Genomic DNA, 18,794 nt, shown 5'->3' with positions numbered 1-18,794 from the left:
TTTACAGACGGAAGATTGCAATGTAAATTTGTTTTCTTCCGTTCGGGTGGGGTAAAAATTGTATTTCTCAAAAAAACTGAGGGCGGTTTTGTTCTTTTATGCGTGTGCCTTTGTTTTGGCGCACGCTCAAAACGCTTCTTCAAATTTGCCGGCGGCGGCTCAGAGTAGCCCTGAAAGCGAAATCGTAATAAGCGGTCAGCCTGAATCTTCATCTTCGTTGGAGGCTTCGCTTCCGATCGAATCCGAACAAGAATCCCGAAGATCCGAAGCGTATTCCACGTTTTCGGTCTTTATACGCATGATTTTGGTGCTCATCTTTGTTGTAGCCTTAATGTATGTGATCGTGCGCTTTATGCGAAACGGACTTCGCCGTCCTGAAAACAAAGATCCCTTTTTGCGTCTTGTGTCCTCCGTTTCGCTTTCGCCGGGAAAATCCGTACAGGTGTTTACATTGTTGGACCGCGCTTACATTGTAGGCGTAAGCGATTCTTCGGTTAATTTAATAGACAAAATAGACGACAAAGATCTCATAGATTCGATGAATCTTTATGCAGATAAAAACGAAAATTCTACAAGACCTAAGAATTTTAACGATATTCTGGCCTTGTTTATGCCTAATTCCGCGGAAAATAAAAATGTGTTTAAAAGATCCGCAGAGACCGCCGCCGATCTGCTGAAAAAACAGCGAGAACGTCTTAATAAAGACGGCGGTGAATTATGAAGACTGTTCTTTGCTTTTTTTTAGCGGTGATATTTGGAATCTTGCCGGTTTTTTCACAATCACAGGGGGCATCCGCAGGACAAACGGTGCGTCAGGGACAGTCGGTGCAGTCGGCTACGGCGCAGAGCGGGCGAACGGCGCCGGTTCAAAATCAGTCCGGAGCGCAAAATCCCGCCGCAGCGTCCGGAGCAGGGCAAAATTCAAGGTTCCCTGCGGGATCGACCGACGGCAGAACCGTAATGGGAACGAACGTTTCTCCGGTCGTTCTTCCGAACATAGATATAAATATAACGCAGCCGGAAACCGGAACGGAAGTGGCTTTTTCCGTGCGGCTTTTGCTTTTATTGACGATATTGACGCTCGCGCCGAGCCTGCTCATCCTTCTTACGTGCTTTTTGCGTTTTTCAATAGTTTTAGACTTTATAAAACGCGCCCTTTCTTTGCAGCAAGTGCCGCCTACGATGGTTTTACAGGGAATAGCTTTTTTTATGACGGTTTTTGTCATGTGGCCTACGTTTACGCAGATTTACAATAACGCGTACAGGCCTCTTTCCGACGGTGAGATAACGATCGAACAGGCCTACAGGGAAGCAGAATCGCCGGTAAGGCTTTTTATGTACAGTCAGATGGCGGGCGACACGTCTTACATTTCAATGTTTATGGCGATGTCGCGTCTCGAGCGCCCTCAAACCCTTGCCGACGTGCCGACGTACGTGCTTATTCCGTCTTACATTCTTCACGAACTCACCGTGGCGTTTAAGATAGGCGTTTTGCTCTACATTCCGTTCATTGTCATCGACATGGTTGTGGCAAGCATACTTATGTCCATGGGAATGATGATGCTGCCGCCCGTTCAGATTTCCATGCCGTTTAAGCTTATGCTTTTTGTGCTCATAGACGGATGGGGACTGCTTACGCAGCAGCTGTTCAATTCGGTGATCAAGTAGTTTTTCCTTAGTTTGTGGAAATTTTTATCGGAGGCATGATAAAAGATGACTTTGGGACAGATAGTTTCTTTGATGAGAGGGGGCATTTTTCGCGTGTTTATGCTGTCGGTTCCCGTTTTGGGAGCCGCTCTCATAATCGGTTTGATCGTCGCAATATTTCAGGCTACGACGTCAATACAAGAGCAGACCCTTACATTTTTGCCTAAGATGCTTGTGATTTTAGGTGTTATAGCTCTGATGGCAGGCTGGATGTTCTCTTCTACGGCCGAATACGCCGTTCACCTGTTTAACATGATCCCGCAGCTTGCGCGTTAAGGCGCGGTTTTAAGATTTTATGCCGTCGCCGTTGCTCGATTGGATCTTAAACCAAGCTCCTTTTTTTTTGCTTGCGGCTGCCCGCTGTTTTGCGCTCCTTTCAACGCTGCCTCTTTTTTCGATGAGGACTATCCCCAGGGCGGCAAAAGTCGCTCTGGCAGGATACATGGCGTATTTTATTCTGCCACAGGTAAATTTCAGCTCGTATGAGGTTTTTATCGGAGAAGACGGTGTTTCGGCTTTGAATTATATTCTTGTGCTCGCAGGTGAAATTCTTATAGGTGTCATAAACGGATTTTATGTGACAATCATCTTTGCCGCTTTCAGCACTGCCGGGCAGTTTTTTGCGTTTCAGATGGGATTCAGCGCTTCCGAAGTATACGATTCCATGTCGCAGGTTGAAAATCCACTCATGGGGCAATATTTCAATCTCATCGCCATGCTTATCTTTCTTCAAGGGCAGTGGGCGCAGAGATTGTTTTTAGGCGCGCTTGTGTCGAGTTTTAAGTCGCTCAACTGTTTTTTGATCGTCAATGAAATTTCCCGCCGAAATCTTGTTTTATTTATGGTCTCGGGACTTACGGATTTGTTCACCGACGCGCTCATAATCGCTTTGCCGCTTATGGGAACTCTCTTGTTGGTTTCGGTAAGCGTAGGCCTTTTGTCCAAGGCCGCGCCTCAGATGAACCTTTTGTCGGAAGGTTTCCCTGTTATGATGCTGCTTTCGTTTTTTATCATCACGGCCGTCATGCCTTCGCTCTGTGATTTTTTCGATCGCTCGTTTGTTACGGGATTTATAAAGTTGGAGCGCCTTTTTGTAAGTCTTTCAGGGGGACTATTATGAAATTTTATAATTTGCCCTTTTTTATTCGGCAGCCGTATTTGCACAATCGAAACGCTGCGTGCCCGCTTACAGACTTTAATGAAATAGATCTGCAGTGGTTTGCCGCCGAAGACGAAGGCCGCACGGAAGAGCCTTCGGAGATAAAGCTTCAAAAAGCGAGGAGGGAAGGCCGCGTAGCCAAGAGCAACGAACTTAACGGCGCTCTTGTGCTTTTATTTGTCGTCTTAACGCTCATTCTGCTGGGGTCGTGGATTTTTGTAAAATTACGTGAAGTGATGATTTTCTTTTTTACGCGATGTACTGAAAATCAGGTTAACGATCCTGTTTTTGCCGCAGCCGGCTACCGTTTTCTTTTGATGACCGTGTTGCCGATAGCCTTGCTTGGAACCGCCGCGGGCGTTGCAGCCAACATAATTCAAAACAGAGGATTTTTATACAGCACAAAGCCTATAGAACCCAAATTTTCAAGGATTCTTCCGCATTTCGGCGAGTATCTTAGAAAGACGGTTTTTTCGTTTGAAGGCGGGTTTAACGTTGCAAAGTCTTTAGGCAAAGTAGCCGTAATAACCGCAATAGCGTATCTGCTTATAAGAAACGATCTTCCCGAACTGCTGTTCATGCTTCAAGCCGGCAACGTTGAAGGTTCCGTAGGGCGCATAGCGCAGATGGCGGCAGGGCTTCTCGCCTATGTAGCAGTCTTTTTTCTTGCCATAGCCGTTCCCGATTATTTTGTGCAGAGGCGCCAGTTTATGGAATCGATGAAGATGACTAAGCAGGAAGTCAAACAGGAATACAAGGAAATGGAAGGCGATCCCGAAGTAAAAAATCGCCTTACAAGGGCGCAGCGGGAACTTCTTTCAAGGAATATGCCGCGCGCCGTAGCAGAGGCCGACGTAATCGTTACAAACCCTACGCATTTTGCCGTTTCGCTCAGTTACCGGCCCGATATTGCGGATGCGCCTCAGGTTACCGCCAAGGGAGCGGACGAAGTGGCTCAGGCGATGAAGCGCATCGCACGAGAAAACGACGTGCCGATCGTAGAAAACAGACCGCTTGCGCGCGGGCTCTATGCAGAAAGCCGCATAGGTGATATAATTCCTGCTGTCTATATTAATGCTATTGCTTTAGTATATAGGCAGATAGATTATATCTCCAAGCACAAACGGTAGCTTGCTTTTGGGTGGGACTGATGGCAAATACGAGAGTCGTAAATTTAATTGATCTTATGCAGAAGAACATAATCGCCGTGGCGGCGATCGTAGTCGTTCTAATGCTGATCATTCCTTTGCCTGCGGTTTTGCTTGATTTTTTTATGGCCGTGAACCTCGGCGTTTCCATAATAATTCTTCTTAATGTTTTATACATTTCCAAATCATCGAATTTTTCGTCTTTTCCGCGAGTGATATTGTTCGTAACGCTTTTCGGTCTCGGAATAAACGTTTCTTCCACGAGACTCATCCTTACCCAAGGAATGAAATTTAACGGCCGCATGGTTAGAGCCTTTTCTTCCTTCGTCGTAGGCGGTTCGGGAGGCAATGAGGGAATCGTTGTCGGCATGGTTATCTTTATAATACTCATCGTAATACAAGCGATAGTCATAACAAAGGGAGCCACACGCGTTTCAGAAGTAGCCGCACGATTTGCGCTCGATTCCATGAACGGAAAGATGTTTGACGTAGAAAACGAAGTCAACTCCGGCGCGATCACGTCCGAAGAAGCTGCCAAAAGAAAGGCCGAAATCAGGCGTGAAAGCGATTTTTATTCGGCTATGGACGGATCTTCAAAATTCGTTTCAGGGAACGTAAAGGCCGGCATATTTATTACGGTAATAAACCTTTTTGCGGGCGTCATTACGGGAATGGTTTTGCGGCGAGAACCGTTTCAAAACGCAGTTACGACATATTGCCGTCTTACCATAGGCGACGGACTTTTGAGCCAGCTTCCGTCGTTGCTTCTCTCTTTTGCTACCGGCCTCATAGTTACCGGAAGCAATACGGACGAAGTTCTTTCCGCTCAAGTTAAACGGGAATTTTCAATTTCAGGCCAGGTGTACTGCATCGGAGGCGGCGCGATGGCGCTGCTCGGCTTTGTTCCGGGAATGCCGTGGTACATTCTGATCCCGCTGGGAGTCGCCTGCGCCTTAAGCGGATACCGTTTGATAAGGTTTGACAGGCAGACGCGTGAAAAGAAACTCGCCGCCGAAGCCGCTGCAAAGAGCGGTTCTCAAACCGGCGGAAGCCCTGAAGACGTAAGCCCCGTAGTTCCGCTGGATCCTCTGTCGCTTGAATTGGGTTATGCGCTCATTCCCCTTGTAGACAAGGAAAAGGGCGCCGAACTTTTAGAGCGCGTAGTCCGTATACGGCGTGAGGCCGCTCTGGATCTGGGGCTTGTCGTTCCGAGCATAAGAATTATCGACAACATGACGCTTGAACCCAGCGAGTACAGCTTTAAGATACGGGGAATAGAAGCCGGCCGAAGCAAGATACGTTTGGGTTATTATATGTGCATGAATACGGGCGGCGTAACCGAAGAAATTCAGGGAGAAAAAACGACGGATCCCGCTTTCGGTATGCCTGCCGTGTGGGTTCCTGAAGAAAGACGCGTAGAAGCCGAGCGCGCAGGATACGCCGTAGTGGATCCTCCTACGATAATTGCGACGCATTTAACTGAAATAATCAAAAACCACGCAGCCGAAATTCTCGGCCGTCAGGAAGTCGCCGCCATTATCAATAAAATCAAAGAAAGAAATCCCGTCGTCGTGGAAGAGGTTATACTTAAGGGCGACAGAAAGGACGACAATAAATTTTCTTACGGTGAAATCGAAAAGATCCTTCAAGGTCTCTTGCGCGAACAGGTTTCCATACGCAACATGGTCGTAATACTTGAAACCATCGCCAACTATGTTTCCATCACGCATAATCCGTGGATCCTCATTGAAAAGGTAAGGGAAGCTCTGGGACTCCAGATCTGTATGCAGTATGCGGACAGCAAACGGACTTTAAGCGTTATGAATCTTTCACAAAAACTGTCCGAAAAACTTTTGGAACACAAGGTGGAACCGCCGGATCTGTCGCGTCCGTTCGTGGCCTTCGATCCTGTTGACGGCAGAAAGTGGATAAGGTCGATCAGCGACGCCTTTGTCGCTATGCAGAACAGAAATCTGATGCCCATAGTTTTGTGCGCGTCCGAAGTCAGGCAACTGGTAAAAACGTCCACGGAGCGTGAAATTCCCGGTTTGATAGTTCTTTCGATAAACGAGGTTATGGCGGCCGGCAACAGCATAAATCTGGAAGTTTTGGGCGAAATAAACGAGGTTGAAGATGTACGCTGAAGATAAGGACGCGCCGGTATTTACGGAACGCGGGGCCAATTATGAAGAGTGTAGAATAAAGCTTAACAAACAGTACGGCGACGACTATCAAATAATAGGAAAGCGTCAAGTCCTTGAAGGAGGCTTTTTAGGTTTTTTTCAAAAAGAGGCTATCGAAGTGACTTATATATTGCGTCCGCACGGCATGGTAAGGCGTGCTCGTCAAAACGGAGTTCAGGGGCAGCCGTCTTCTACTTTTTCATCTTCCGCCTTCCGGCCAGACGCGCCTTATTCGATCTCCGCCGGCTTTCCGGCTTCGGAGTCGGCAAATGATTTTCAGCGCGCAAGAGATGATGTTTTGCGTGCTGCTGGAGCGAACTTAGATTCCGTAAAACAGATTGCCTCGATAAAGCAGTCCGTAGACGAACTTAAGACTATGTTGAATGAAAAAGTCGAGATGGCAATTTCAGGCGCTCCTTCAAAGCATCCCACAATTCAAAAAATAGAAGAACTCCTTGAAAAAAACGAATTTACTTTTTCATATATTTCTTCAATATCAAAACGGCTCGGTTCCGATTTTTCCTTGGAACAGCTGGATGACTTTGACTTAGTTGAAAAAACCGTCGTAGACTGGATAGGAGAATCCATTTCCGTTCATGAAATAAAGGTGTTCAGGCCTCCTCATGTGATTATCCTTGTCGGGCCTACGGGGGTGGGCAAAACCACGACTATCGCAAAACTTGCCGCAAATCTTATTTTAGACGCTAAAGAAAACAACCGCACCAGACCGGAAATGCGCTTTATTTCGATAGATAAAACGCGCGTGGGCGCATTGGAGCAGCTGGTCAATTACGGTGAAATAATGAACGTCCCGGTTGACAAGGCCGAAACGCCTGCGGACGTAAGAACCATCTATAACGAATACCGCGACCGCACGGACGCAATTCTCATAGATACCAGCGGCTACAGCCCCAACGACTCTAAAAACATAGGGCAAATGCGTTCCATATTGGACTTGGAAGATCTTCATGCCGACGTTTATCTGGCGGTCTCCGCTACTACGAAGGCTAGGGATCTCAATACGATAATTCAGAACTACGAACCATTTGCGTTTCAGTCCGTGATTATTACAAAATGCGATGAAACGCGGCAATACGGCAACGTGATCAGCGCATTGCACGAAAAAAGAAAATCCGTTTCATATATCACCGACGGTCAGCGAGTGCCTAGGAATATTCACCGCGCCGACGTGGTAAATTTCTTAACGGGATTGAACGATTTTAAAATCGATAGAGTTCACATAGATGATAAATTTGGAGTTAAATAAGTTATGGAAGAACAGGCTTCTGAATTACGTGCGTTGATGGGCGGTGGAAATTCGTCAAAAAGCAAGGCGGCTGGAGGAAAAGGACACAATACTCGCATTATCGCTATTACTAGCGGCAAAGGCGGCGTGGGCAAAACGAACCTTTCTGTAAATCTCGCCATTGCTTATGCGCAGACGGGTAAAAAAGTTATCCTCGTAGATGCGGATCTCGGTATGGCGAATGTAAACGTTCTTTTGAACATAGTTCCTCAATATAATCTTATGCAGGTTATAAACAGGCAAAAGAAGATGGAGGAAATAATACTTGATACCGAATTCGGAATAAAATTCATAGCCAGCGCAAACGGATTTTCAAAAATAGCGAATTTGAATCTGGAAGAACTTGATTATTTTGCCAAGCAATTTTGCTCGTTAGGCAACGCGGACATAATAATAATCGACACCGGCGCGGGGATCGCTAACAACGTTCTGCAATTCGTGTCCGCTGCGGATGAAGTTTATGTAGTCACTACGCCCGAACCTACCGCGATAACGGACGCTTACGGAATGATAAAGATAATAACGACTGAAATAATCGACCGGGAATTAAATCTGAAACTTCTTGTGAACCGCGTGCATTCGGCCGACGAGGGAAGGCGTATTTCCGACCGTATCATAAACATAGTAGGGCAGTTTTTGAATTATAAAATAGATTATTTGGGCTTCGTTTATGACGATCCTGTGGTTTCAGCTTCGGTGATCCGCCAAAAGCCGTTTATCGTTATGAGTCCGGGCTCGAGACCTTCGATATGTATTAAACACATCGTAGGAAAAGTCGAAAAAACCGAATTGCCGGTAAATGACGGCGTTTCAAGTTTCTTAAAAAAATTTTTAGGTAAACGCAAATGACTATTTTGCTGCGGCTCCGTTACACATGTCCGTGCAAATCGAAGCGGCAAAAGTGATAAGAAACGGCTTTATTATTGAATGGTGACTTTTATATGGTGTTTTTGAGCGTTTTAGTGTATACTAAAATGATTGATACTGAATGGGAGGAATAATGATAAATCCTAAAGTCATTGTTGGTTCGGCAATGGTTGGATTTTTTTTATCCTGTTTTGTCGGTTTTTTGTGCCGCGCAGGTATTCCTGTCATTTTACTGAGGGCTTTTATATTTGCGCTTGTTTTTGGCGCATTGGGATTCGGGGCGAATTTTGTCGCCGGCAAATTCTTATTCGCACCGGACGCGGATGTTTCCATGTCCGATGTTTCCGAAAAATTCGCTTCGGCGCAAAGAGCTTCAGGCGGTACGATCGACATCACGATCGCGGACGAGGAACTTCCCTCCGAAGAAAACAGCACGGATTTTACCGTAACCAAGGCCGTAAGAGCGTATCATGACACTAATAACGGCCGTAAAAACAGTTTGAGCCAAGCGCAGACTTCGGAAGCTGCCGCCGTCGTAAATTCTGCCGCAGAAAGATCTCCGGAGACGTCTTCAGGTAAGGCTCCGAACAAGTCTTCTTCTGCCGCTCCTGATGCAAGCGAAATCGTGCCGTTCCATGAAGAAAACGCGCCTGTGAATGATAAAGACGACAAGGACGAGTCGAAATCCGGTTCTTTACAAGGTTTTTTGTTCGGGATGGAAGGCAAAAAAGACGGCTATTCCAAGCCGGAAGGCGAAGTTAAAGAATCTTCAGGACTTGATAAAGCGGAGGATAAGAGCGCTTCTCAGCCGGCGGAAAATCAAAGCGTGTCCGAAAGATCCGAAGAAAACTCGGGCGGGATTGACGATTTGCCGGATCTGGGAAATTTCGTTGCGGATGAACAGGGCGAAGGAACTTATACCGTGACGGACAACTCGGATTTTTCTTCTCCCGTTTCGGCAGGATCCGTCGGTTCAAGCGGTTCGTCAAAACAGTCGCGTTCGTCTTCAATCACGGATATGAATGATTCTGAAGTAATTGCAAAAGCGATCAGAACTGTGATCGCAAACGATAATTGAAAGGTGTGGGAATATGTCGGAAGAGCTTGATGCCCAAAAAGTCGAGGATGAACTTTGGCTGGAATACAAAAAAACAAAATCGCCGGCTTTGCGGGATAAATTTATTCGTCAGTACATGCCGCTGGTAAAATATGTCGCCGGAAAGATGTCCGTGGGAATGCCAAGCAGCGTAGAATTTGACGATCTCGTGGGATTCGGTCAATTCGGACTGCTTGACGCAATTAGCAAATTCGATCCTGAAAAAAACGTAAAATTTAAAACTTACGCCGTAACGAGAATACGCGGCGCAATCTTTGACGAATTGCGTCAGCTTGACTGGATACCGCGCTCCATACGCCAAAAAGCTCGCGAAATTGAAGACACTATCGTAGAACTTGAAGCCAGATTGGGACGGACCGTTTCCGACGCCGAAGTGGCAAGTCAGATGGGGCTCACGGAAGAAGAGTATCAGCGCGAAGTCATGAAGGTTTCGGGAACCAGCATGTTGTCTTTAAACGACGTGTGGTACTCGTCCGACGACAGCGACAATTTGTCGATAGGCGACAGCATAGAATCCCCCGCCAGTTTGAACCCCGACGTACAAGTTGAGCGCGAAGAGATCCGAAAAGTCATAATCCAAGCCATAAACGAGCTTCCCGAAAAAGAAAAAATGCTTATCGTTTTGTATTATCACGAAGATCTTACATTTAAAGAAATAGGAGAAGTTCTTGAAGTGAGTGAATCGCGTATTTCGCAGCTTCACGCAAAGGCTAATTTACGTCTTCGCGCCAAACTTACCAATTTTAGAAAGGGAATTTTTTGATGATAACATTGGATGCGATACGCAGGGATATGAAGACACAGCTCAAGGTTGACAAGGAACTTCAATCCGTTGATGTAAACGCCGACACCCTTGAAGACGCTCTTGCCGACGCGGCAATACAGCTGGATCTTACGGCTTCCAATCTTGAATATGAAGTTGTAGAAAAGGGCTCACAGGGAGTATGGGGAATATCCAAACGCCCGTGGAAAATCAGAGTCTATCAATCTGCAAAGTCCGTGTCAAATAAAAAAGATCAGACGAGCGGCGCGATCAATATCAGCGACGAGCTCTCTCAGGAACATAAAAGCGTCAATAAGGACGGCATGTTCTATGTGCGCCGTTTTACGAACGGTCTGAATTTAAAAGTTACGCTTCCCGAAGGCGAGGGAACTCCCGCAGCTCTAAAGGACATTCTTGCTTCTCTAAAGCGTTCGGATACTACGTCGATTGATGAAAATTTGATACGAACTCTCGTCAAGGACGGAACCGGCGGCGAATATGTGAAGGTAGGAACCTTTGCTCACACCCGCGTAGGCGATGCTTTGGTTGTAATTGAAATTTCAAACGATGAAATGCATGCAAATCTTACCGCGACGGCGCCTGCCGTAGGCGGCTGCGACATTTCCGCCGATCAGATTGAAAACGCGCTGGTAACGCAGGGCGTCGTGATAGAGCTTGACGTAGACCGCATAAACGATTTTGTCGATAACCCGATTTATAATACGGAATATGAGATAATGTCAGGAATATTTCCTGTGGACGGAAGGGACGCCTATATCGCCTATCAGTTTGAAACCGATCCTACGAAACTGCGCGCAAAGGAAGACGCCGCCGGCCAGATGAATTTTAAGGAGCTCAACAAAATCCAAAACGTAGTCGCCGGCCAACCTCTGGCGCAAAAAATGCTCGCAGAAAAAGGAAAGGCGGGCAAGACCCTGTACGGGCGTTATCTTGAAGCGAAAAACGGTAAAGATATTTCCCTTCCGTTGGGAAAAAACGTATCGGTCGATTCCGACGGATGCACGATTCTGTCGAACATAAACGGTCAGGTACTGTTGGTCAACGATAAAATAAATGTGGAACCTGTTCTTGAATTGGACGGCATTAACATAAAAACAGGAAACATAACCTTTTTGGGCTCCGTCATCGTTAAAGGAAGCGTCGACGACGGATTTTCCGTTAAGGCTTCGGGGAATATCGAAATCAGCGGAACCGTCGGCAAAAGCAACATCGAAGCGGACGGAAACATCATTGTTTCGCAGGGCGTATTCGGGCACGACGAAGGCTCCATCGTCACCGGCGGCTCGTTGTGGGCTAAATTCATACAGGCTACAAAGGTCGAAGCCGCCGAATACGTTATGGTATCCGACAGCATCATGAATTCAAACGTAACGGCGATGAAGCGCATCATACTTAGGGGTAAAAAGGCTCAGATAACCGGAGGGCATTTATTCGCTACGGAAGAGATATGCGCAAGGAACATAGGTTCTCCCGGCGGAACTGAAACCATACTTGAAGTGGGCTTTGACCCCAAGGCTAAGCAGCGCCTAAAAGATCTTCAGGGTATGCAGGCTCTTTTGATGAAGGAACTTGAAGAAAACGAACTGGATCTTTCTACGCTTGAAAACCAAAAAAAGATTCGCCGTACATTGCCCAAGGATAAAGAAGAAAATCTTGCAAAACTCAAGGATCGGCATACGGAAATAACCGAAGAATCCGCAAAGATATCCGAAGAAATCCAAGACATTCAAAACAGGCTCAGAGAACTCAAGGTTATGGGCAAGGTCAAGGCGGAAGGAACCGTTTATTCGGGCGTAAAGATATATGTCCGCGACGTTCTTGATGAAGTACGGGCGAATATCAAAAACGTTACTTTCTACTTTGAAAACAATTTCGTGAGGCGCGGCAAATACGAACCTCCCAACATCGATGATATAAAAGGACCCGATGGCTATTCAACCTATTGATCTGCAGATAATGTATTCTCAGATGTCAAACGTTGCAAAGATCGCCTCTCAGCAGCAAAAAGGCGGCGAATTGACGGACGCAATGCAGCAGAATAAGATCGTTCAGCAAACCGCCGAACAGATCGCTACGGTTCAAAAATCGGCTTCAGACGAAGCGAAGACGCTGGAAGTAAAACCCGACGGAAGTCAAGGCTCGCAAACTCCTTCGGATCGAAGCAAAAAAAACAAAGAAGAGGACAAGCCCGTCCAAAAAAAAGAAACCGAAATTCGGGAATCGTATTTAGGACAACACATAGATATTATGAGGTGATTTGTGGCCGCTATAATAATTTTCACTCTCTGCATAATAAATCTTTTTCTTTGGTTTTTGTTTTTTAAAAAATTCACGCGTCTCTTTTCTACGGACAGCATCATAGAAAACACCCGTGCCGAACTGAACAGTATGATCCTTGATGTGAACCGCAATGCGGAACGCAACATAACTCTTATCGAATCGAGAATAAGCGATTTGAAGGCCGCCGTATCCGAAGCCGATACGCATCTTTCTCTTATAAAAGCCGAAGAGCAAAAGCGAAAATTGGGATCAGTCTATAAAGAAAAACTCGATAGCGCCGTTCACGGAAGCGGAAGTTCTGCGTCGCGCGCCGCCGCATATAAAAAAAATTCGCTCCCGCCGAAGTCTTCTCCTTTAAAAGACGGTTCTTCTTTATCGTTTGCGGCCGGCTCCGAGTCTTCGGGCGGTAAAGAAAAAAATCCTGAAAACGACGCACAAAAAAAACTTTTTGAATTTGAAAGACAAAGGGACTCATCCGGTCAAGGCGGTTCCGCCGGCGAAAATGTTTTCGGCGATAAAAATTTCAATGTAACGGACGGCGGCTCGGCGGCTTTTGGGGATTCAGATGCCTCGGTGTCCGCTACGGATTCGGCAGCTGCGGCAAAAGGATTGGACGGCATAAGCAACATTTACATGTCCGACGATCCTATCGTCATAAAAAAAAGTTTTAACGCACAGGTAAACGAGCTTTACCGCCGCGGCGAAACGGTCGAAGATATTGCGGCTGCTCTGTCGCGTTCCGTTACGGAAGTTCAATTTGCGCTTGATATGAACGAATAACAGCATCTTTGAGGAGGGTTTGCATGGAAGTAAAAAAAGAAGTGTTCGGAACGCTTTCGGACGGGAACGTAGCATCGCTGTACACGGTTTCAAACGGAAAAATGTCCTTTTCGGCTACGGATTACGGCTGTATCATAACAAGCATTCTGCTGCCGGATCCGCGATCGGGAAAGGTAGACGTCTCGCTCGGTTATTCTACGCTCACCGGCTACGCATGCGGCACTTCATCGTTCGGCGCCATAGTAGGCCGTTTTGCAAACCGCATAGGAAACGCAAAATTTTCGCTCGACGGTAAAGACTACGCTCTTGACGTCAATTCCTGCGGCGCCGACTGCCTTCACGGAGGATACACACGGTATGATAAAATGCTCTGGAAATCCTCAGTCTTTTCAAATAAAAACGGCATCGGCGTCAAATTTACGAGAACTTCACGCGATATGGAGCAGGGGTTTCCCGGCAATGTAAAGCTCGAAGTGGTTTATACTCTGGACAAATTTAACCGCATAACTCTTAAATACAAGGCTTCTTCCGACGCAGCAACTCCTATCAATATCACAAATCACACATATTTTAATTTGGCAGGCCGCGGTTCCGTTGAAGACCATGTTTTACAGATGAATTGCCCTTCATATCTTGAAGTTGATAAAAACCTTATTCCTACGGGAAAGTTGATCCGCGTAAACGGAAGCGCCTTTGATTTTCTTAAATCCAAAAAGTTGGGTAAGGATATAAAAAAGACGGGGAACGGATACGATCATTGCTTTGTGACGGAAGTTTACGATCCCGATATGAAGAGCGCCTTTGACGGCGAAGTAAAATACGCGGCCACAATAGAAGATCCTGTCTCGGGACGTGCGATGAAAGTGTATACCGATCAGATCGGAATACAGCTTTACACCGGTAATTTTTTGAACGGCGAAACCGGCCGGAACGGAATGAAATATGGCAAACACGAGGCGTTTTGCCTTGAAACCCAGTGTTTCCCCGATACGCCCAATAAGAAAGACTTTCCGTCTTGCATACTTTATCCGGGTAAAAAATACAAAGCCTTGACAGTCTATGAATTTTTGTTTTAAATAAAAAAACACAAAACGCGAATTTTTCGAAATTCTCTACTGTCTTTCAATTTAAATTAGGTGTATAATAAAAAATCGATATTAGAAGCCGGTCTTTGTTTTAAAATTCCGGCCTATTATTTAAGAGAGGTTTTAATGGACGTTCAATTACAGGAATTGATCGACAAGATCAAAAAGGACGGCGTCGCTGCGGCAAAGACTTCTGCGGAAAATATCATTTCCGAAGCGGAAGTAAATGCAAAAAAAATAATTGCGGACGCCGAACAGCAGGTTGAAAGAATTTTAAAAAACGCAAAGACGGAGACCGACCGGATGGAAAAGGCCGCCGAAGACGCGGTTAAACAGGCGGGACGTAACCTGATTATTTCTTTTAGAGAAAGCATAGTTTCCGAATTGAATGCACTCGTTCAAGCGGAGGCGGCAAAGGCCTATTCACCGGCGCTTATGGAAAAGTTGATTCCTGAAACCGTAAAGGCGTGGGTTTCCAAAGAGGACGCCAAGGACGTTTCCGTTATTTTAAACGAAAAATCGCTTAAAGAGCTGGAAAAAGGCCTTCACGCTGCTCTGAAGACGCAGATAGCCAAAGGGCTTGAGTTAAAGGCCGACAAAACGATCTCCGCCGGCTTTAGAATAGGTATAAACAACGGGGAAGCGTATTACGATTATTCTGCCGAGGCCGTAGCGGATCTGTTTTCGGCTTATCTTAATCCGCGGGTGTCAGCGCTTATGAAAGCGGCTGTAACCGAAGGAAAATAAAACATAAGGAAAAAATAGTGGGAAATCAGTATTATCTGGTAGCACAGCTTCCCGATGTTGTTTCTGCGGTCGATAAACAATCATTGCCGATCACGGAAGAATATTTTAGAGAGCTTTGTTCTCGTTTTCTTGATGAAAAAAGTTTGAATATTTTAAAAGCCCTCTCTCTTGTTCCGCCTCGGGATGAAATAAAAACGGGTTCCGCTTTTGTGGACGCATGGTATGATAAAGAGCGCGCTCTTCGGTTGGCTTTGGCTCAAGTGCGTGCGCTTAACATGAAAAAGGAAAGCGTTCCGCTCAACGGTTCCTGTACCGGCGACGTTTTGCAGGCGGCGCGCACGGCGGCCGGAATGGACAGCCCTCTGTCCGCAGAACAATATCTGTATCAGTATAGGATGGACGTAATCAATCAGCTGTCTCCGCTCGACACATTTTCGACGGACGCCGTTTTTGCTTACGGACTTAAGCTGATGCTCATACGACGTATAAAACTGTTTAATGAGGAAAGGGGCAAGGCTTCCTACCACACTATATACGATAGAATTCTTGGAGAAAATAAATGACGGAAACAAAAGGTAAGGTCGTCGCAGTTAACGGCAATATGATCTCGGTTCAATTTGACGGGGTTGTTTCGTTAAATGAAGTCGGCTATGTGAAAGTTGAAGACAAAAATCTAAAAAGTGAAGTAATCCGCATTCGCGGAAACACCGCACAGATGCAAGTCTATGAAATGACAAAGGGAATAAAGTCCGGATCCAAGGTGGAATTTACCGGAAACCTTCTTACGGCGGAACTCGGACCGGGACTGCTCGGACAAGTTTACGACGGTCTGCAGAATCCTCTGCCGATCCTTGCGGAAAAAGCGGGATATTTTTTGGAGCGCGGTATTTACGTGGAACCGCTTCCTTATGAAAAAAAATGGGAATTCACTCCTACCGTAAAAGCCGGCGATACGGTTTACCGCGGAGATCCGATAGGAACTGTTCCCGAAGGTCCCTTTAAGCACAAGATTTTAGTTCCTTTCGATTTTTTCGGGACGTACAAAGTCAAATCCGTAACCAAGCAGGGTTCCTATACCGTAAAAGACACGATGGCCGTCCTTGTCGATGAAAAAGGCAACGAGAAAAAGATGAGCATGAGCTTTTCATGGCCGGTAAAACGCGCCGTAGATTGTTACGAAGAGCGGCTGGAACCGACTGAGACCATGGTCACGAAGACCAGGTCTATAGACACCTTCTTCCCCGTCGCCCGCGGGGGAACGTACTGTATTCCCGGTCCTTTCGGAGCCGGAAAAACGGTTATTCAACACACTACCAGCCGAAACGCCGACGTCGACATAGTCATAATTGCGGCTTGCGGCGAACGCGCGGGCGAAGTGGTCGAGACGATCAAAGAATTCCCGGAGCTTACCGATCCGCGCACGGGAAGATCTTTGATGGAGCGTACTATCATTATTTGCAATACTTCTTCGATGCCGGTTGCGTCGCGCGAAGCTTCCGTTTATACGAGCGTCACGTTAGCCGAATATTACCGTCAAATGGGACTTAACGTCCTGTTGCTCGCAGACTCTACGTCCCGATGGGCTCAGGCCTTGCGCGAAATGAGCGGCCGCTTGGAAGAAATTCCCGGAGAAGAAGCTTTCCCGGCTTATCTTGAATCCTATATCGCGGCGTTTTACGAAAGAGCGGGGCAGGTTCGGCTTCGCGACGGTTCCAAGGGCTCCGTAACGATCGGAGGAACGGTTTCTCCTGCCGGAGGAAATTTTGAAGAACCCGTAACGCAGGCGACCCTTAAAGTTGTAGGCGCATTCCACGGATTGAGCCGAGAGCGCTCCGATGCGCGTAAATATCCGGCTATAGATCCTCTGGATTCATGGTCAAAGTATAATTCCGTAATCAAAAAAGATCTGGTCGACTACAGCCGCAGAGTGCTCAGACGCGGCGTCGAAGTGGGACAGATGATGAAGGTTGTAGGCGAGGAAGGAACGAGCCTGGAAGACTTTGTTACATACTTGAAATCGGAATTCCTTGATTCCGTATATTTGCAGCAGGATTCGTTCGACGCCGTAGATATGGCCTGTTCCGTAGAGCGTCAAAATTATGATTTTAGAAAAGTTCTTTTGATACTCGGCTCCGACTTTGTTTTTGAAAGCAAAGATGACGCCAGAAAATTCTTTAATCAGCTCAGGCAGAATTTTATCGACTGGAATGTTGCCGAATGGCAGGGCACGGCATTTAAAGGCAAGGAAAAAGACATTGATTCTTTGTATGCAACAAAGAGCGGCAAATTGACTGCGGAAGCTAAGGCTTTATTGAAGGACGGTGAAAAATGAATAAGGTATACAGCAGGATCGAGTCGATCAACGGCAGCGTTATTACCGTAAAAGCTACCGACGTAAAATATAACGAACTTGCCGAAATAGAAACGCGTTTCGGAAAATCGCTTGCCGAAGTAAACCGCATTGACGGAGATATGGTGTCTTTGCAGGTATTTGCGGGCGGACGCGGCGTTTCAACCGGCGATCACATACGCTTTTTGGGGCACGACATGCAGATCAGTTTCAGCGACGATCTGTTGGGGCGAATTTTTAACGGTTCGGCCGAACCGCGCGACAACGGGCCTTCCCTTGCGGAAAACCTCGTCGAAATAGGAGGCCCTTCGGTAAATCCGTCCAAGCGTATTATGGCCAGACGCATGATTCGTACGGGTATTCCGATGATCGACGTTTTTAACACGCTAGTAGTTTCCCAAAAACTTCCGATATTCAGTTCTTCGGGAGAACCGTACAACCAGCTTCTTGCCCGTATTGCGATGCAGGCTGAAGTCGACGTGATCGTGCTGGGCGGCATGGGGTTAAAATACGACGATTATCTTTTCTTTAGAAACACACTGGAAGAAGGCGGCGCCTTAAGCCGTACCGTCATGTTTATCCATACAGCTTCGGACCCGACCGTAGAATGTGAAAAAATTCCCGATTTAAGCTTGGCCGTTGCGGAGCAGTTCGCCCTGAAAGGAAAGAACGTTCTTGTTCTTCTTACGGACATGACAAACTTCGCCGACGCGATGAAAGAAGTTGCCATAACTCAGGAACAGGTTCCCTCCAACCGAGGTTATCCGGGCGATCTGTACAGCCAACTTGCGTCCCGTTACGAAAAGGCCGTCGACTTTGACGACGCCGGTTCCGTTACCATTTTGGCCGTTACGACTATGCCCGGCGACGACGTTACTCACCCCGTTCCGGACAATACTGGCTACATTACCGAAGGCCAGTATTATCTTAAAGGCGGACGCATAGAACCCTTCGGTTCTCTTTCCAGGCTTAAGCAGAACGTAAACGGCAAAACTCGCGACGATCATCGCGCTTTGATGGACGGTATGATACGTTTGTATTCTTCTTACAAGGATACTTTGGAAAAGAAATCCATGGGCTTTATGATGTCGTCATGGGATGAAAAGCTCTTAAAATACGGCGACATGTTTGAAAAAAAGATGATGGATCTTTCGGTAAACCTTCCGCTTGAGCAGGCTCTTGACCTGGGATGGGAAATATTAGCCGATTGTTTTAATAAGGATGAAACCGGTATTAAAACAAGTTTAATCGAAAAACATTGGCCGTCAAAATAAGAGGATA

The 18,794-nt window shown here is 46.5% G+C and carries 18 protein-coding genes; all 18 read left to right on the top strand.

Going from position 1 to position 18,794, the window contains the following annotated elements; genetic code table 11:
* The first annotated feature begins 58 nt into the window (after positions 1-58).
* The 18 genes from HRQ91_RS06330 to HRQ91_RS06245 all read left to right on the top strand — a co-directional run bounded on the left by HRQ91_RS06330 (position 59) and on the right by HRQ91_RS06245 (position 18,787).
* Positions 59-721: a FliO/MopB family protein gene (locus tag HRQ91_RS06330; RefSeq protein WP_210118795.1), complete on the top strand. Its 663-nt coding sequence runs from the start codon at positions 59-61 to the stop codon at positions 719-721.
* The gene (gene fliP / locus HRQ91_RS06325) at positions 718-1,668 is read left to right on the top strand and encodes a flagellar type III secretion system pore protein FliP (RefSeq protein ID WP_246473170.1); all 951 of its coding nucleotides are present in this window, start codon (positions 718-720) and stop codon (positions 1,666-1,668) included. The genes HRQ91_RS06330 and fliP overlap by 4 nt, the downstream gene beginning before the upstream one ends.
* Positions 1,669-1,713: 45 nt before the next feature.
* Positions 1,714-1,983, top strand: a complete 270-nt coding sequence (fliQ, locus tag HRQ91_RS06320; RefSeq protein ID WP_210118537.1) for a flagellar biosynthesis protein FliQ — start codon at positions 1,714-1,716, stop codon at positions 1,981-1,983.
* A gap of 19 nt (positions 1,984-2,002) precedes the next feature.
* Positions 2,003-2,827, top strand: coding sequence for a flagellar biosynthetic protein FliR (gene fliR, locus HRQ91_RS06315; RefSeq protein ID WP_246473169.1), 825 nt, complete (start codon positions 2,003-2,005; stop codon positions 2,825-2,827).
* Positions 2,824-3,996 (top strand): EscU/YscU/HrcU family type III secretion system export apparatus switch protein, encoded by a 1,173-nt coding sequence (locus HRQ91_RS06310; protein WP_210118794.1) that lies wholly within the window; start codon positions 2,824-2,826, stop codon positions 3,994-3,996. Before fliR ends, HRQ91_RS06310 begins: the two co-directional genes overlap by 4 nt.
* A gap of 20 nt (positions 3,997-4,016) precedes the next feature.
* Positions 4,017-6,158: a flagellar biosynthesis protein FlhA gene (gene flhA / locus HRQ91_RS06305; protein ID WP_210118793.1), complete on the top strand. Its 2,142-nt coding sequence runs from the start codon at positions 4,017-4,019 to the stop codon at positions 6,156-6,158.
* Entirely contained in the window at positions 6,148-7,464 is a 1,317-nt protein-coding gene (locus tag HRQ91_RS06300) for a GTPase (protein ID WP_210118792.1), read from the top strand. The genes flhA and HRQ91_RS06300 overlap by 11 nt, the downstream gene beginning before the upstream one ends.
* Positions 7,465-7,467: 3 nt before the next feature.
* Positions 7,468-8,352 carry a MinD/ParA family protein gene (locus tag HRQ91_RS06295; protein ID WP_210118791.1) on the top strand — a complete coding sequence of 295 codons (885 nt, stop codon included), beginning with the start codon at positions 7,468-7,470 and terminating at the stop codon, positions 8,350-8,352.
* A 151-nt stretch (positions 8,353-8,503) separates the two neighbouring features.
* The gene (locus HRQ91_RS06290; protein ID WP_210118790.1) at positions 8,504-9,448 is read left to right on the top strand and encodes a hypothetical protein; all 945 of its coding nucleotides are present in this window, start codon (positions 8,504-8,506) and stop codon (positions 9,446-9,448) included.
* Between the two features lie 13 nt (positions 9,449-9,461).
* Positions 9,462-10,250 (top strand): RNA polymerase sigma factor WhiG, encoded by a 789-nt coding sequence (whiG, locus tag HRQ91_RS06285; protein WP_210118789.1) that lies wholly within the window; start codon positions 9,462-9,464, stop codon positions 10,248-10,250.
* Positions 10,250-12,217, top strand: a complete 1,968-nt coding sequence (locus HRQ91_RS06280) for a FapA family protein (RefSeq protein ID WP_210118788.1) — start codon at positions 10,250-10,252, stop codon at positions 12,215-12,217. The genes whiG and HRQ91_RS06280 overlap by 1 nt, the downstream gene beginning before the upstream one ends.
* A complete protein-coding gene (locus HRQ91_RS06275; protein WP_210118787.1) occupies positions 12,198-12,527 on the top strand; it encodes a hypothetical protein in 330 nt (109 codons plus the stop codon). Before HRQ91_RS06280 ends, HRQ91_RS06275 begins: the two co-directional genes overlap by 20 nt.
* 3 nt (positions 12,528-12,530) lie before the next feature.
* Positions 12,531-13,331: a hypothetical protein gene (locus HRQ91_RS06270; RefSeq protein ID WP_210118786.1), complete on the top strand. Its 801-nt coding sequence runs from the start codon at positions 12,531-12,533 to the stop codon at positions 13,329-13,331.
* 23 nt (positions 13,332-13,354) lie between these two features.
* The gene (locus HRQ91_RS06265; RefSeq protein ID WP_210118785.1) at positions 13,355-14,407 is read left to right on the top strand and encodes an aldose epimerase family protein; all 1,053 of its coding nucleotides are present in this window, start codon (positions 13,355-13,357) and stop codon (positions 14,405-14,407) included.
* A 135-nt stretch (positions 14,408-14,542) separates the two neighbouring features.
* The gene (locus HRQ91_RS06260; protein ID WP_210118784.1) at positions 14,543-15,163 is read left to right on the top strand and encodes a V-type ATP synthase subunit E; all 621 of its coding nucleotides are present in this window, start codon (positions 14,543-14,545) and stop codon (positions 15,161-15,163) included.
* Between the two features lie 17 nt (positions 15,164-15,180).
* Positions 15,181-15,726 (top strand): DUF2764 family protein, encoded by a 546-nt coding sequence (locus tag HRQ91_RS06255; protein ID WP_210118548.1) that lies wholly within the window; start codon positions 15,181-15,183, stop codon positions 15,724-15,726.
* Complete coding sequence (locus tag HRQ91_RS06250) at positions 15,723-17,495, top strand: V-type ATP synthase subunit A (protein ID WP_210118783.1); 1,773 nt, start codon at positions 15,723-15,725, stop codon at positions 17,493-17,495. The genes HRQ91_RS06255 and HRQ91_RS06250 overlap by 4 nt, the downstream gene beginning before the upstream one ends.
* On the top strand, positions 17,492-18,787 hold the full coding sequence (locus HRQ91_RS06245) for a V-type ATP synthase subunit B (RefSeq protein ID WP_210118782.1): 1,296 nt from the start codon (positions 17,492-17,494) through the stop codon (positions 18,785-18,787). The genes HRQ91_RS06250 and HRQ91_RS06245 overlap by 4 nt, the downstream gene beginning before the upstream one ends.
* Positions 18,788-18,794 lie beyond the last annotated feature (7 nt).

Origin of the sequence: Treponema parvum (genome assembly GCF_017893965.1) — a bacterium.
In the GTDB taxonomy this organism is placed as follows: Bacteria; Spirochaetota; Spirochaetia; order Treponematales; family Treponemataceae; genus Treponema_D; species Treponema_D parvum.
The sequence above is the reverse complement of the archived record's forward strand: the minus strand, read 5'-3'. Positions and strand labels throughout refer to the sequence as shown.

What these genes read in the sequence shown, in the direction of transcription:
- fliP (WP_246473170.1), top strand. Translation starts at nt 718, where the DNA reads ATGAAGACTGTTCTTTGCTTTTTTTTAGCGGTGATATTTGGAATCTTG.
- fliQ (WP_210118537.1), top strand. Translation starts at nt 1,714, where the DNA reads ATGACTTTGGGACAGATAGTTTCTTTGATGAGAGGGGGCATTTTTCGC.
- fliR (WP_246473169.1), top strand. Translation starts at nt 2,003, where the DNA reads ATGCCGTCGCCGTTGCTCGATTGGATCTTAAACCAAGCTCCTTTTTTT.
- HRQ91_RS06310 (WP_210118794.1), top strand. Translation starts at nt 2,824, where the DNA reads ATGAAATTTTATAATTTGCCCTTTTTTATTCGGCAGCCGTATTTGCAC.
- flhA (WP_210118793.1), top strand. Translation starts at nt 4,017, where the DNA reads ATGGCAAATACGAGAGTCGTAAATTTAATTGATCTTATGCAGAAGAAC.
- HRQ91_RS06300 (WP_210118792.1), top strand. Translation starts at nt 6,148, where the DNA reads ATGTACGCTGAAGATAAGGACGCGCCGGTATTTACGGAACGCGGGGCC.
- HRQ91_RS06295 (WP_210118791.1), top strand. Translation starts at nt 7,468, where the DNA reads ATGGAAGAACAGGCTTCTGAATTACGTGCGTTGATGGGCGGTGGAAAT.
- HRQ91_RS06290 (WP_210118790.1), top strand. Translation starts at nt 8,504, where the DNA reads ATGATAAATCCTAAAGTCATTGTTGGTTCGGCAATGGTTGGATTTTTT.
- whiG (WP_210118789.1), top strand. Translation starts at nt 9,462, where the DNA reads ATGTCGGAAGAGCTTGATGCCCAAAAAGTCGAGGATGAACTTTGGCTG.
- HRQ91_RS06280 (WP_210118788.1), top strand. Translation starts at nt 10,250, where the DNA reads ATGATAACATTGGATGCGATACGCAGGGATATGAAGACACAGCTCAAG.
- HRQ91_RS06275 (WP_210118787.1), top strand. Translation starts at nt 12,198, where the DNA reads ATGGCTATTCAACCTATTGATCTGCAGATAATGTATTCTCAGATGTCA.
- HRQ91_RS06265 (WP_210118785.1), top strand. Translation starts at nt 13,355, where the DNA reads ATGGAAGTAAAAAAAGAAGTGTTCGGAACGCTTTCGGACGGGAACGTA.
- HRQ91_RS06260 (WP_210118784.1), top strand. Translation starts at nt 14,543, where the DNA reads ATGGACGTTCAATTACAGGAATTGATCGACAAGATCAAAAAGGACGGC.
- HRQ91_RS06250 (WP_210118783.1), top strand. Translation starts at nt 15,723, where the DNA reads ATGACGGAAACAAAAGGTAAGGTCGTCGCAGTTAACGGCAATATGATC.
- HRQ91_RS06245 (WP_210118782.1), top strand. Translation starts at nt 17,492, where the DNA reads ATGAATAAGGTATACAGCAGGATCGAGTCGATCAACGGCAGCGTTATT.